This window comes from Prevotella sp. HMSC077E09 (assembly GCF_001814685.1).
GTDB lineage: Bacteria > Bacteroidota > Bacteroidia > Bacteroidales > Bacteroidaceae > Prevotella > Prevotella oris.
The window spans coordinates 51,906-64,244 of the sequence record NZ_KV817576.1; the positions used below are offsets into that span (position 1 = coordinate 51,906).

Annotated in this window: 11 protein-coding genes; 4 read left to right on the forward strand and 7 right to left on the reverse strand. The window is 47.9% G+C overall.

Features of this window, described 5'->3' with window-relative positions:
- Positions 1 to 616: 616 nt before the first annotated feature.
- The 3 genes from HMPREF2983_RS09390 to aroQ are packed head-to-tail and all read right to left on the reverse strand — an operon-like array spanning position 617 to position 2,130.
- On the reverse strand, positions 617 to 988 hold the full coding sequence (locus HMPREF2983_RS09390; RefSeq protein ID WP_070667864.1) for a hypothetical protein: 372 nt from the start codon (positions 986 to 988) through the stop codon (positions 617 to 619).
- 23 nt (positions 989 to 1,011) lie between these two features.
- Entirely contained in the window at positions 1,012 to 1,692 is a 681-nt protein-coding gene (locus HMPREF2983_RS09395; RefSeq protein WP_070667865.1) for an O-methyltransferase, read from the reverse strand.
- Between the two features lie 3 nt (positions 1,693 to 1,695).
- A complete protein-coding gene (gene aroQ, locus HMPREF2983_RS09400) occupies positions 1,696 to 2,130 on the reverse strand; it encodes a type II 3-dehydroquinate dehydratase (protein ID WP_070667866.1) in 435 nt (144 codons plus the stop codon).
- Between the two features lie 102 nt (positions 2,131 to 2,232).
- Here aroQ and xerA point away from each other — a divergent pair, with 102 nt between their 5' ends.
- Complete coding sequence (gene xerA / locus HMPREF2983_RS09405; RefSeq protein WP_070667867.1) at positions 2,233 to 3,156, forward strand: site-specific tyrosine recombinase/integron integrase; 924 nt, start codon at positions 2,233 to 2,235, stop codon at positions 3,154 to 3,156.
- A 195-nt stretch (positions 3,157 to 3,351) separates the two neighbouring features.
- Here xerA and HMPREF2983_RS09410 read toward each other — a convergent pair whose 3' ends face one another.
- The 4 genes from HMPREF2983_RS09410 to HMPREF2983_RS09425 all read right to left on the reverse strand — a co-directional run bounded on the left by HMPREF2983_RS09410 (position 3,352) and on the right by HMPREF2983_RS09425 (position 6,935).
- Positions 3,352 to 4,047 carry a ComF family protein gene (locus HMPREF2983_RS09410; RefSeq protein ID WP_070667868.1) on the reverse strand — a complete coding sequence of 232 codons (696 nt, stop codon included), beginning with the start codon at positions 4,045 to 4,047 and terminating at the stop codon, positions 3,352 to 3,354.
- Positions 4,040 to 4,507 (reverse strand): regulatory protein RecX, encoded by a 468-nt coding sequence (locus HMPREF2983_RS09415; RefSeq protein WP_070667869.1) that lies wholly within the window; start codon positions 4,505 to 4,507, stop codon positions 4,040 to 4,042. Before HMPREF2983_RS09415 ends, HMPREF2983_RS09410 begins: the two co-directional genes overlap by 8 nt.
- Before the next feature lie 252 nt (positions 4,508 to 4,759).
- The gene (gene prmC / locus HMPREF2983_RS09420; RefSeq protein ID WP_070667870.1) at positions 4,760 to 5,626 is read right to left on the reverse strand and encodes a peptide chain release factor N(5)-glutamine methyltransferase; all 867 of its coding nucleotides are present in this window, start codon (positions 5,624 to 5,626) and stop codon (positions 4,760 to 4,762) included.
- Positions 5,616 to 6,935: a YihY/virulence factor BrkB family protein gene (locus tag HMPREF2983_RS09425; protein WP_004373267.1), complete on the reverse strand. Its 1,320-nt coding sequence runs from the start codon at positions 6,933 to 6,935 to the stop codon at positions 5,616 to 5,618. The genes prmC and HMPREF2983_RS09425 overlap by 11 nt, the downstream gene beginning before the upstream one ends.
- 614 nt (positions 6,936 to 7,549) lie before the next feature.
- Between HMPREF2983_RS09425 and HMPREF2983_RS09430 the strand changes: the two genes are divergently transcribed.
- The 3 genes from HMPREF2983_RS09430 to HMPREF2983_RS09440 all read left to right on the forward strand — a co-directional run bounded on the left by HMPREF2983_RS09430 (position 7,550) and on the right by HMPREF2983_RS09440 (position 12,050).
- Positions 7,550 to 9,064, forward strand: a complete 1,515-nt coding sequence (locus HMPREF2983_RS09430) for a GH3 auxin-responsive promoter family protein (RefSeq protein WP_070667871.1) — start codon at positions 7,550 to 7,552, stop codon at positions 9,062 to 9,064.
- Positions 9,065 to 9,131: 67 nt separating this feature from the next.
- A complete protein-coding gene (locus tag HMPREF2983_RS09435) occupies positions 9,132 to 11,174 on the forward strand; it encodes an Ig-like domain-containing protein (protein WP_070667872.1) in 2,043 nt (680 codons plus the stop codon).
- A gap of 60 nt (positions 11,175 to 11,234) precedes the next feature.
- On the forward strand, positions 11,235 to 12,050 hold the full coding sequence (locus tag HMPREF2983_RS09440; RefSeq protein ID WP_070667873.1) for a DUF3108 domain-containing protein: 816 nt from the start codon (positions 11,235 to 11,237) through the stop codon (positions 12,048 to 12,050).
- Positions 12,051 to 12,339 lie beyond the last annotated feature (289 nt).

Below are 12,339 nucleotides of genomic sequence, written 5' to 3' on the forward strand. Positions count from 1 at the left end.
CTTTCAAAAGCATAACTGCTACGCAGTTACGTTGTAGGCTCATATCTTGCCTGTTATCTTGCCACACTTTCAAAAGTATAGCTACTATGCAGTTATTACATGAAAAATGCTTCATCGTACAGTATAATATCCATTGTCATCCATAGGAACGAAAGTCGGGATAGCCCAACATGGCACTCATCGCACAACACAACCTCCATTGTCATCGTATAATGATAGGTAGTTCGTAGAACAATATATACCCAATCATTTGACAATCTCTATTAAATCGTGAGGCAATTTATACTATATCATGTGGTACTCTTCACCCTATTGTTTCATCATAATGACCATGTGGTAAGATAGCAGGCGAGAGATGAGCCTGCAACTTGCGTCAAAACACCGTGTAATTAGCGTCATATTACCATGTAACTTGCGTCAAGTTACGCGCTGAAGTGACGCAAGTTAGGCTGTAATTCGACTCAAGTTACAAGCTGACTTGATGCAGATGGCCACACGAGCAGAATTTACGGATCAGGCAAGAAGACTTATACCCTATTTTATTAAGTATTGCTTGAACATGGAAATGGCCTTTTCAAGCGGCACTTCTCCCCTACTCTCATGCGCAAATTCCCTGTCAGCGAGCTTCTTCTTCCTGCTGCCATGCATCCCATTCTTTCATGGCTTCCTTCCAGTCGGTGGCTCCGTTGTCGAGTGCCTGCTGTTCTCTTGCGGCCTCATCGCGGGCTTTGTCGCGCGCACGTTTGGCCTTCATGTCGGCTATGGTGCCCTCATCGAGGATTTGGATTGCACCACGACGAATGGCTTCCTGCAGTTCTTCTTCGCCAAAAGCCTTACCGGGTTCGTTGAAATCTGAGATATTAAATTCGTAGCCTACGCGCAAATCATGACGTATCAGCTTTTGTTTAAGGCGGTTTCCTGCATTCTTCAGGCGCAGCAACTTACCGATTTCATTGATTTCCTGTTGTGAGAATTTGTTTCTTCCCATGGGTTGTGAAGGGTTGTTTAGGGTTATTCTTTGATTTTTCGGATAAGGGTAAGTCCGTCGCGCAGGGGCAGAATGACTTTCTCCACGCGTTGATCGGCCTGCACATGGTCGTTGAATGCGCGTATACCGAGTGTCTGTTGGTCGTGATCGTAGGCTGAATCAATGACATGACCATCCCATAATGTGTTGTCGGCCAATAGGAAACCACCCACTCGGAGCAGCTTCATCGCCATTTCATAAGTCTCGATATAGGTGCGTTTGTCACCGTCGATGAAGGCCATGTCGAAGGTAATTCCGAGCTGTGGTGCCAGCAAGTTGGCGTCTCCAATGGTAAAGATGATCTTGTCAGCAACGGGAGATTGCGCTATCCATGGCCGTGTGAAGTCTTCCATTTCGTCGTTGATTTCAAACGTATAGAGCTTGCCGTCGTCGTCTAATCCCTCGGCCATGCAGAGCGCACTGTAGCCACTGAACGTGCCCACTTCAAGGATGCGCTTCGGTCGAATCATCGTGACGAGCATCTTTAATAGGCGTCCTTGAATGTGTCCGCTGGCCATTCGACCGTGGATAGTGTGGATATTTGTGGCGCGATAGAGGCGGTAAAGATAGTCGTCTTCGGGGTCGATATGCGCCGAGATATATTCGTTGAGAGGCTCTTCCACCTGCTGAAGCGCTGCAAACTGCTGTTCTCCGTGTCTGTTCATCCCCTATTCCACCTTTGATTTATGGGCAATAATGCCGTCAATAGCCATGGCGTAGCCGTGCAAGCCGAAGCCGCAGATGACGCCGAGACAGGCCGGACTGAGGAAAGAATGATGCCGGAAGTCTTCCCGTTGATGCACATTGCTGATGTGAACCTCGACAACCGGGCACTTCAGTGAACGGATACAATCCTGCAAGGCAATGCTCGTGTGGGTGTAGGCTCCGGCATTCAGCACGATACCGTCAATGCTGAAACCCACTTCCTGAAGTTTGTTGATAAGCTCACCTTCAACATTACTTTGGTAATAATGAAGCTCAATATCGGGAAAACGCGCCTGAAGTGTGGACAGATAGTCCTCGAATGAGCGGTTACCATAAATGTCGGGCTCGCGCTTCCCAAGCAAGTTGAGGTTGGGCCCATTGATGATTTGTATCTTCATATATTCGTTTTTTTTATTTATCTTTGCAGAAGTAAGGACGTAATAGAGAGCAGAAGCGCTCGTTTCTTACACGTTCCTGCAGCAGCAAAAATAATAAAATAAATGGAAACCGACAAGAAAAGCAGTGCCAATGTGCTGAAGTCTTACCTGCGTTATCTGAAGTTAGAGCGCAATTATTCACAGAACACGCTCGATGCCTACAGTCATGACATCACGTGGCTCATGGACTATTGCAGGCGCGAAGGACTCGAAATGACGGCTTTGCAGCTTGAAGATCTGCAGCATTTTGCAGCTACCTTGCACGAGTTTCAAATTGGTCCGCGCTCACAATCACGCATCTTGAGTGGTATCCGCTCGTTTTATCGCTTCCTTTTACTTGATGGTTACATCGAAACTGACCCCACAGAACTGCTCGAATCGCCTGCTTTGGGACAGCATTTACCCGAGGTTCTGTCGACAACTGAAGTCGATATGCTGGAGCAGAGCATAGACCTCAGTAAGCCGGAAGGCCAGCGTAACCGCGCCATTATCGAGGTGTTGTTCTCCTGCGGACTGCGAGTTTCGGAGCTTGTCAACCTGAAACTCTCCCAACTTTACCTTGATGACGGCTTCATTCGCGTGCTCGGCAAGGGTTCGAAAGAGCGGCTTGTGCCCATTTCTCCACGTGCTATTAAGGAACTTCAACTGTGGTTTACCGACCGTGTTCACCTCAATATCAAACCCGGTGAAGAGGATTTTGTGTTCTTGAACCGTCGTGGTCATCACCTCACTCGCACCATGATTCTCATTATGATCAAGCGACAGGCAGAAGAAGCGGGTATAAAGAAGACCATTTCTCCCCACACCCTGCGCCATAGTTTCGCCACTGCGCTGCTCCAAGGTGGTGCTGATTTGCGAGCCATTCAAGCCATGCTGGGCCATGAGAGCATCGGAACCACCGAGATTTATACGCATATCGACACGACAACTCTGCGTGAAGAAATCCTTAATCACCACCCAAGGAACATGAGGAAGAATGTGGAATGAAGAATGAAAAGTATGAAGTTTGGTTGAATAAACAGTGTTTAGTGGATAATTAAGAATATGAATGAAAACCTTATTGGTGCATTGTTCTATTTATATTTGGCTGCTTTCACAGACTTTAAAAGCCACTGAACACTTGCTAAATGCACGCAATATAGTACTCCCTCCCTTGGGGAGGGTCAGGGGTGGGTATCACTTTTATCTCCCCACAAACCCTAACGATAGCACGCTTACTTTGATATCGCCTGCCTTGGCGAGTTCTTTTGAGCAGGCAAGCATCGTGGAACCGGTGGTGATGACATCGTCTATAAGAAGCAGATGACGCCCAACGATGCGCTCCGGATGCTGCAATCGGAAGGCATCTTTTACGTTCTCGCGGCGCAGTTCGATGCTCTGTTGAGTCTGGCTGCCGTCAAAACGTATGCGTTTCAGCACTTTGTTTTCAATTGGAATGTGTGTGATATGTGCCACACCTTCGGCAATAAGCAGGCTTTGATTATAGCCACGCTCGCGCATTCTGCCTTTCGTGAGTGGTACAGGGATAAGCAAATCAATACCTTCAAAGAAGCCGTTAGCCTGCATTTCGCATGCCATCATATCGCCAAAATAGTGACCAATGGCTGCGCGGTGATGATATTTAAGGTCGTAAATAGCGCGACTGGCAGGCGATTTTGCCGAATAATAGAACCAAGCGGCAGCCTTTTCAATGGGCACTTGTTTCCAGAAAATGCGGCAAAGTGGGTTGTCAAGTGGCGAAAGAGCATAGTCGGTACGTGGCAAATGGCGGTTGCATGGGGCGCAAATCACCTTTTCTGAAACAGTCAACCGACTGCCACAGACAGCACACAGGCGTGGTGCTATGAGGTCGGAAAACCTATCTAAGAAGCTAATCATCTAATAGTTCGTCGGCATCGTCAATACATTGGCGGATGAGTCGCACGTCAAATCCGCGTCCCATGGCAAACTTAATGAGTTTCATGGAGCGTTCATATTCATTACGAGCCTTTATGGTTGGCCACTTATGTTTAATGAGAGGACGCAGCTTTTCAAGGTACATCTCATCGGGAATTTCGTCAAGTATGGGGTCAGAAACACTGCGGGGAATGCCTTTCATGTAGAGCGCTTGCTCCACTTTTCGCCTTCCCCAGCCGTTATATTGTATCTTATCCTTGACGAAAGCCTCACAAAATCGGCTGTCATCAATGAAATGATGTTCGGTGAGATAGGCCATGATGCGTGCTTGTGCATCCTCTTCTATCTCCCATTTCCTGAGTTTTTCGAGCATTTCCTGCGTGCAGTGTTCGCCTTTAGCACAAAGAGAAGCTAAGCGAAGTCGGGCTTGTTGTTCGGTCATGAGAAGAAAATGAAGCCTCACCCCCACCCCCTCTCCAAGGAGAGGGGAGCCGCTGAATGAGGCTACTTGTATTTTGTTTATGAATAATTATTTATATGTTGTTACGTAATAAGATAGGAAAACGCCTTTCTATACATCCTTTTCTCAAGCTGATACTCCCTCCCTTGGGGAGGGCCGGGGTGGGTATCAGCCGCTTTGTGCTGCCTTTTCTCAAGCTCACACTCCCTCCCTTGGGGAGGGTTGGGGTGGGTATCAGGTTCTTCGGGCTATCACTATCCTCTCCTTTCCATACTGATCTTCCTTGCTTTCGATTTGTTCATAGCCCATATGCTCCAACATCTTGCATGTCTCTTCGGCATAAATGGGATTGATTTCAAACGCGAGCATGCCGGATGGTCTGAGGTGGGAGAGACCGTAATGGGCAATGGAACGATAGAAAAGAAGTGGGTCGTCATCGGGCACAAAGAGGGCCGTGTGAGGCTCATGTGCCAGCACATGCTTCGCCATGTCCTTGCTTTCGCGAATGCAGATATAGGGAGGATTAGACACGATGATGTCGAAAGGCAGTGCATTGAGAGCCATTTCGTCAGGGTTTAAGGCATCCTGCAGCTCAAGATTCACGTGAGCTTGCAGCCGATGTGCATTCTCTCTTGCTATTATCAAGGCGTCTCCGGAGATGTCCCAGGCCGTAACCGTGCTGTTCCAAAGGTCGAGTGCGAGTGTGACAGCAATGCAACCGCTGCCCGTTCCAATGTCGAGCACACGCAAAGGTTCGGGAGGTTGAAGGGCACAATAGGGCCTGTTGTAGGCTGAAATGACCTCCTTGCAAAGCATTTCTGTTTCGGGACGTGGGATAAGTACACCTGGAGCAACCATGTAATCACGGCCACAAAAGCGGGCTTTTCCCACGACATACTGCACCGGTTCGCCTGCTTCCAACCGCTCGATCAGCGTTTCCATGCGCACTTTCTCCTCGTCAGTGAGGCGGTCAAGTCCGTCGGTATAGAGGTCGGTCAGCGTGAGATTGAACCTCTCTTCCAATAGCGTTCTCACGACAGCCTTGGCTTCCCGCTCGTCATAAAGAGGCAGCAGACGCCGCCATAGCTGGCTATAAGTCATTGATATCATCGAGTTTTTGAATGAATTCCTCACGTGCCCGGCGCACTTCTTGTGCTGCTTCGTCGTTTAATGTGGAGCTGATGTCGATGTGATTATTCTTGTGTCGGTCGGGCGAATCATTGTCCAAGAGTTCCACAATGCGCCCCATGCGCAGGTGGTTCAGGCTCTGTGCCGGTTGATAGCGCGTGTCTTCGTCTTTGCTGTTGCCCACAACGGTAACGAGTTTCACGTGTTCCAACCGTGTAAGGGCATCGCAGACGAGACGGATAGGAATGCCCGTGAGCTGCTTTATCTCAAGCACCGTGAGAGCAGGTCGACCCTCGCTGAAGCGCTTGATGATGTGCCGCATCACGAGAAGTGCTATCTTTCGGCGGTTCGCCTCACTGATATCCTTGGGACTGATCATGTATTCATAATAGTCGAGATATTGGTTCATATAGCACAGTTCGGCGCAGAACAGACAGATATACCACGATATCTGCATCCACAACATGAACAGGGGTAGGGCGGCAAGCGACCCATATACGGCGTTATAGCCCGAGAGAAAGAGCTGTCCGTGCACGTAGCCCCACTGCACGAGGAGCATCAATATGGCTGCCAATATCGCCGGACCTACGGCCGCGGAGAACTTCACCCGCGTGTTGGGCATCACCACGAAGAGGGCTATGAAGATAAGCGTCAGGACTACGAAAGGCAGCAGTTTTACCAAAATGCGTGCTATCGGGCCGAGGATGATGAATGCCTGCAGGTGGTCGGTTGTGGTGTTTGCGATGATACTTACCCCCGACATGACGATGATAATCACGGGAACAAGGAACATCATCGACAGGTTGTCGGCCAGAAACCTGCCGACAGATCGCTTCCTTTCTACTTGCCAGATGATGTTGAAAACATTCTCTACATTGTAGATAAGACTCAGCACACTATAGAGCATGAACAGCAGACCGATGCCGATAAACAGGCCTGTCTGTGCATGCTGCAGGTAGGAGTCGGCCAACGAGATGATTGACTCGGCGGCCTGCGGTTGGCTGTCTAAGGTGCTTCGGAGCCATGTTTCGATGTATTTGGAGAGTCCGAAACCGCGCCCAATCGCAAAGATCATGGCGAAGATAGGCACGATAGCAAGGATTGTACTGAATGAAAGTTGAGTGGCATAGTCCACATGTCCGCGCTCAATAAACAGTCTTATGGCCATATACATCTTGCGCACGACGTTGAGTCCTGTGCGTTTACACCAGCCGTTCTCATGCTCCTCCCGATTCCAAATGCCGAAGGTCATGAAATATTTCAGTCTTGAAAGTTTGTTCATAACGTTGCAAATATAAGCAAATAATGTAAGGTTTGCAATGAAAGCGATAAGAAAAAAGCAAACGCTTTGACTTTTGTGGGGTCGGGGAGAAGATGTTCCTGTTGAGGCTTGAAGCATGGGTTGTTTGTAAATTTATTTGGTCATGGATTTGCATTCGCCTCAAAAAATGATTATCTTTGCCCCAGGGAAAGTCGGTTGGAGCTTTCCCTTTTTTCATGCCTTGTTGCAAACGGCCTTGCAATAAGCCTCAGAATGCGTTGTCATTTGCGTCAGATGAGCGTGTAATCTGCGTCAGAATGCGAGGTGATATGACTGAGATTGCGCACTGAAATGATGCAGATTGCAGGATAAAAGACAAGAAATCATGAGCCAAGAAGCTGCTTACGGAAAAACAGAACAATGCAGGACAGGATTTGATGTCATAATTTCGGTAAATTTTTTAGAAAGTAGTAAGTTCTGAAAAAGCCCTGTTTTGGGGGTAAAAAATTATGGGGAAAGGAGATGATTTCTTATTTATAGAGAGGAAAGCCCTAAAAGAAAATAAAAAAAAACAAATCCTTATGCTATTCCAAAAGATAGCGTTACTTTTGCATGATAAACCGATTTTTGAAGTAATGAGTTTGACAAGCATAGCAGGAAAGCTGTTCCTGCCACGACAAAAAGATTTGGAACGCTATGCCACAGAGGGCGTGAAGATGCAGCAGAAAGTGCTGAAGCGTCTTGTTGAACATGGCAGTCAGACGGAGTATGGACGCAAGTTCGGCGTGCAGAGCAGTCATTATGAAGACTTTGCCCATAGGCTTCCCGTCGTTACCTACGAGGAACTCAAGGGCGACATCGACCGTATGCGCCACGGAGAAGCTGATGTCTTGTGGCCGGGTCGTGTCAAATGGTATGCCAAGTCATCGGGAACGACCAACGACAAGAGCAAGTTTATTCCTGTCTCTAAAGACGGATTGAACCATATCCACTATGCAGGTGGCGCCGACGTTGTAGCCCTCTATCTGCGCAACAACCCGCAAAGCAGACTCTTTGATGGGCGTGGTTTAATCCTCGGTGGCAGTCATTCTCCGAATTATAATGTGGCAGGTTCGCTTGTCGGAGACCTCAGTGCAATCCTCATAGAGAATATAAATCCGCTGGCAAATCTCGTGCGTGTGCCGAAGAAGAAGACGGCTTTGCTGAGTGATTTCGAGGTGAAACGCGACCTCATCGCACGCGAATGCCTCCATAAGAACGTGACGAATATCTCGGGTGTTCCCAGTTGGATGCTGAGTGTTTTGGTGCGTGTCATGGAGCTTTCCGGCAAGAAACACCTTGAAGAAGTATGGCCCAACCTTGAAGTTTTCTTTCATGGTGGCATTGCTTTCACGCCTTATCGCCCGCAATATGAACAGCTTATCACGAGCGGGAAGATGCAATATATGGAGACTTACAACGCCAGTGAAGGCTTCTTCGGCATTCAAAGTGACCCGAAAGACAAGAGTCTTTTGCTGATGACCGATTATGATGTGTTCTATGAATTCATTCCCATGGACGAGTATGGCACGGACAATCCGACAATCATTCCACTTGAGGGTGTGCAGAAGGGCATTAACTATGCCATGGTGATTACAACAAGTTGCGGGCTGTGGCGCTATGTTATTGGCGACACCGTGAGTTTCACGAGCACGAATCCCTATAAGTTTATCATCACAGGTCGCACCAAATACTTCATCAATGCCTTTGGAGAAGAGCTGATTATGGACAATGCAGAGAAGGGATTGGCCTATGCCTGCAAGGAAACAGGGGCTGAAATCAGCGAATATACTGCCGCTCCTGTCTACATGGACAGCAAGGCGAAATGCCGTCATCAGTGGCTTATTGAGTTTGCAAAAGCCCCTGATTCCCTCGAACATTTTGCCGATTTGCTGGATAAAAAGCTGCAGGAAATCAACAGTGATTACGAGGCAAAGCGCTTCCATGACGTCACTTTGCAGCATTTAGAGGTTATCGAAGCGCGCCAAGGGCAATTCAACGACTGGCTGAAAGCTAAGGGAAAGCTCGGCGGACAGCATAAGATACCGCGGTTGAGCAACAGCAGAAAGGTGATAGAAGAGGTGATGAAGACCTCCCATGAACGTCTCTAACCCACCCCGACCCTCCCGAAGGGAGGGAGTTTCTGATTGCAGTTGGTCGGTGAAAAAACGGAAATATATGAAGATAAAGCAGATGATTACCTCGTCAAATCAAAGAAAGATAAAGGAAAAGATACGCATTCTCTTGTGCTTTATACTCCCCTCCTTGGGAGGGGTAGGGGGAGGTTTCACCTCTTGTGCACGCATGGGAAACCCTGATGGCGGCTGGTATGATGAGACTCCGCCAAGAGTTATCGGGGCAACGCCGGCCGATAAAGACATCAATGTGAAAGTCAGGAAGGTGAAAATCAGTTTTGATGAGTTCGTCAAAATAGACAATCCGAGTGAGAATGTGATTGTTTCTCCACCGCAATTGGAAACTCCCGAAATCAAGGCTGCAGGCAAATCAATTGAAGTGAAGCTGCTCGATTCGCTCAAAGCTAACACAACTTACACGATTGACTTCAGTGATGCAATCAGTGATAATAACGAGGGAAACCCGCTCGGAAACTACACTTACAGCTTCTCTACGGGTGCAGAGATCGACACAATGGAGGTGTCTGGCTATGTGGTTGCAGCCCAGAACCTCGAGCCAGTGAAAGGAATTCTCGTGGGACTCTATGCAAATCAAGCCGATTCTGCCTTTCAGAAGCTGCCGATGTTGCGTGTAAGCAGGACGGACAGTCGTGGACATTTCGTCATCAAGGGTGTCAAGCAAGGCTCTTATCGGGTGTATGCGTTGCAGGATATGGACGGAAACTATCAGTTCACTCAAAAGAGTGAGATGATTGCTTTCAATCATGATACCATCACAACTTCAATGAAGGGCGACATCCGACAAGACACTTTATGGACCGACTCTCTGCATATTGCCGACATTAAGCGCGTGGGATATACCCACTTCCTGCCTGATGATATCACGCTGCGTGCCTTCAACGAAACGCTGACCAACCGTTATCTGCTGAGCGTTACGCGTAATGAAGCCAATCATTTTGCGGTGAATTTCAGTTATGGAAATGCCGAGTTGCCTCGTATAAAAGGCTTGAATTTCAATGCAGATAATGCTTTTGTGGTCATTCCCAACGTCAAGAGAGACACCATCGACTATTGGCTGCGTGACACGGCACTTGTCAATCAAGATACGCTTCGCATGGAAATGTCGTATCTCATGACCGATTCTTTGGGACAACTCGTCACGAACACTGACACCATGGAGGTGCTTTCGAAACAGCCTTACGAGCGAAGAATGAAGCAAAGAAAGGCTACTTATGAGAAATGGCAAAAGCAACAGGAGCGTGCTAAGAAGAAGGGAGAGCCTTATCTGACCGAAATGCCGCGTGAACTATTGGCGATGAGCATTAAAAGTTCAAGTGAACTCGATCCCGATAAGAATGTTCAGCTACAGTTTAAAACACCACTTGCGCACGTAGATACGACCAAAATCCACCTCTATACGAAGATAGATACCCTATGGTATCGTTCGCATTTCCTTTTCCAGCCTGTGGCCAGGCGCAATGCCGAGGGGCGGATGGTGAGACCAGACTCACTGGAACACGGCATGGAATACGAGCTTTTAGGTGAATGGAAGCCTGGGCAGGAGTACAGTCTTGAAATAGATAGCATGGCTTTTACAGACATTTATGGGGCTGTGACGGCCAAGTTCAAGCAGGGACTCAAGGTGAAGAACAATGACGAATACAGCACATTGCTCATTACGTTGACAGGAATGGACGGTCAGCCCTGCATCGTTCAGCTGCTCGACCGCAATGATAACGTCGTCAAAGAGGTGCAGGCCGAGGATCATCAAGCCGAGTTTTACTATCTGAAACCCGATACTTATTATCTTCGTCTCTTTGTAGATGCAAACCATAATGGCATGTGGGACACCGGAGATTATGCTGCAAACCGTCAGCCCGAGGCTGTATATTACTATCCGGGAAAGATAGAATGCAAGGCCAAATGGGACATGACAGAGCGTTGGAACCCTACTTCGACGCCGCTTTATCTCCAGAAACCCGAGCAAATCACCAAGCAGAAGGCCGACAAACAGAAGACGGTGAAGCGGCGAAATGCCGAACGTGCCAAGCAATTGGGCATCACTTACGGACAAGGAAACATGTAATGTATAACTTAAGAAAATATGGTAGACCGAATGAAATATATAAAAAAGCATTATTGCATGATGCCGCATCGTGCAGCAATTGTAAGGCGTTGTGTTCTCATAGCCATGTTGCTGTGCAGTCTTTCGACTGCTGTTGAGGCGCAAGAAGGCAACTGTTCTTTCCGCAACACGGCTTTTAAGTCGGGCGAATTCTTGTCGTATAACCTCTATTACAATTGGAAATTCGTGTGGGTGAAGGCTGGAACAGCCAGCATGTACACCGTGCAGAGCCGTTATGATGGCAAGCCTGCCTATCGCTGCAGCCTTACAACGCGTGGCAACGGCCAGCTTGATAACTTCTTTGTGCTGCGTGATACGCTGCTCTGTTATAATACCTTAGACTTGGAACCGCTTTATTTTCGCAAGGGTGCACGCGAGGGAAAGCGCTACACTGTGGATGAAGTTTACTATAGTTATGGCAGTGGAAAGACCAATGTTCGCCAGCACCGCCAGCATAACGACGGTTCACACACATGGGCTAAACATAGTTATAGCGACTGCGTTTACGACATGATGAGTATCTTTATGCGTGCACGTTCGTTCGATCCTGCCAATTGGAAGAAGGGCAATGTGGTCAACTTTCCGATTGTCGACGGTGATGATCGCACGCCTGCACAACTTCGTTTCGATGGCAGAGCAACCGTAAAGGCGGATAACGGACAAAAGTATCAGTGCTTACGATTGGCTTATCTCGAACTTACAGACGGCAAATACAAGCGCTTGGTCGACTTTTATGTAACCGATGATGCCAATCATGTGCCCGTGCGTCTTGACATGTTTCTGCGCTTCGGCTCTGCAAAGGCTTTCCTTACCGGTGCTAAAGGGCTTAGAAATTGATGCAAGCGCGTTTTTGGGATGAATTGTATCATAGGCCTGAAAGATTGAAAAAACGCACTGAAACGAAAGGAAATACGTTATGATTCATCGTTTACCATGACTTGAAGGCCTGCAATAAGCGATATAGGAAGACCGAGTGCATCGGTCTTCTTTTTGTTTCCTGTCTGGTGTAGTCAATCAACTGATTACGCTGTTTCGCGATAAGCTAAAATGGGGTTCCATGACATAGCGTTGTAACTTGTATTGAATTACCTCGTAACTTGAGTCGAATTACAGCCTAACTTGCGTC

Coding starts and splice junctions, on each gene's coding strand:
- HMPREF2983_RS09410 (WP_070667868.1), bottom strand. CDS start 4,047: ATGATTAGCTTCTTAGATAGGTTTTCCGACCTCATAGCACCACGCCTG.
- HMPREF2983_RS09390 (WP_070667864.1), bottom strand. CDS start 988: ATGGGAAGAAACAAATTCTCACAACAGGAAATCAATGAAATCGGTAAG.
- aroQ (WP_070667866.1), bottom strand. CDS start 2,130: ATGAAGATACAAATCATCAATGGGCCCAACCTCAACTTGCTTGGGAAG.
- HMPREF2983_RS09425 (WP_004373267.1), bottom strand. CDS start 6,935: ATGAACAAACTTTCAAGACTGAAATATTTCATGACCTTCGGCATTTGG.
- prmC (WP_070667870.1), bottom strand. CDS start 5,626: ATGACTTATAGCCAGCTATGGCGGCGTCTGCTGCCTCTTTATGACGAG.
- HMPREF2983_RS09440 (WP_070667873.1), top strand. CDS start 11,235: ATGCCGCATCGTGCAGCAATTGTAAGGCGTTGTGTTCTCATAGCCATG.
- HMPREF2983_RS09395 (WP_070667865.1), bottom strand. CDS start 1,692: ATGAACAGACACGGAGAACAGCAGTTTGCAGCGCTTCAGCAGGTGGAA.
- HMPREF2983_RS09435 (WP_070667872.1), top strand. CDS start 9,132: ATGAAGATAAAGCAGATGATTACCTCGTCAAATCAAAGAAAGATAAAG.
- HMPREF2983_RS09415 (WP_070667869.1), bottom strand. CDS start 4,507: ATGACCGAACAACAAGCCCGACTTCGCTTAGCTTCTCTTTGTGCTAAA.
- xerA (WP_070667867.1), top strand. CDS start 2,233: ATGGAAACCGACAAGAAAAGCAGTGCCAATGTGCTGAAGTCTTACCTG.
- HMPREF2983_RS09430 (WP_070667871.1), top strand. CDS start 7,550: ATGAGTTTGACAAGCATAGCAGGAAAGCTGTTCCTGCCACGACAAAAA.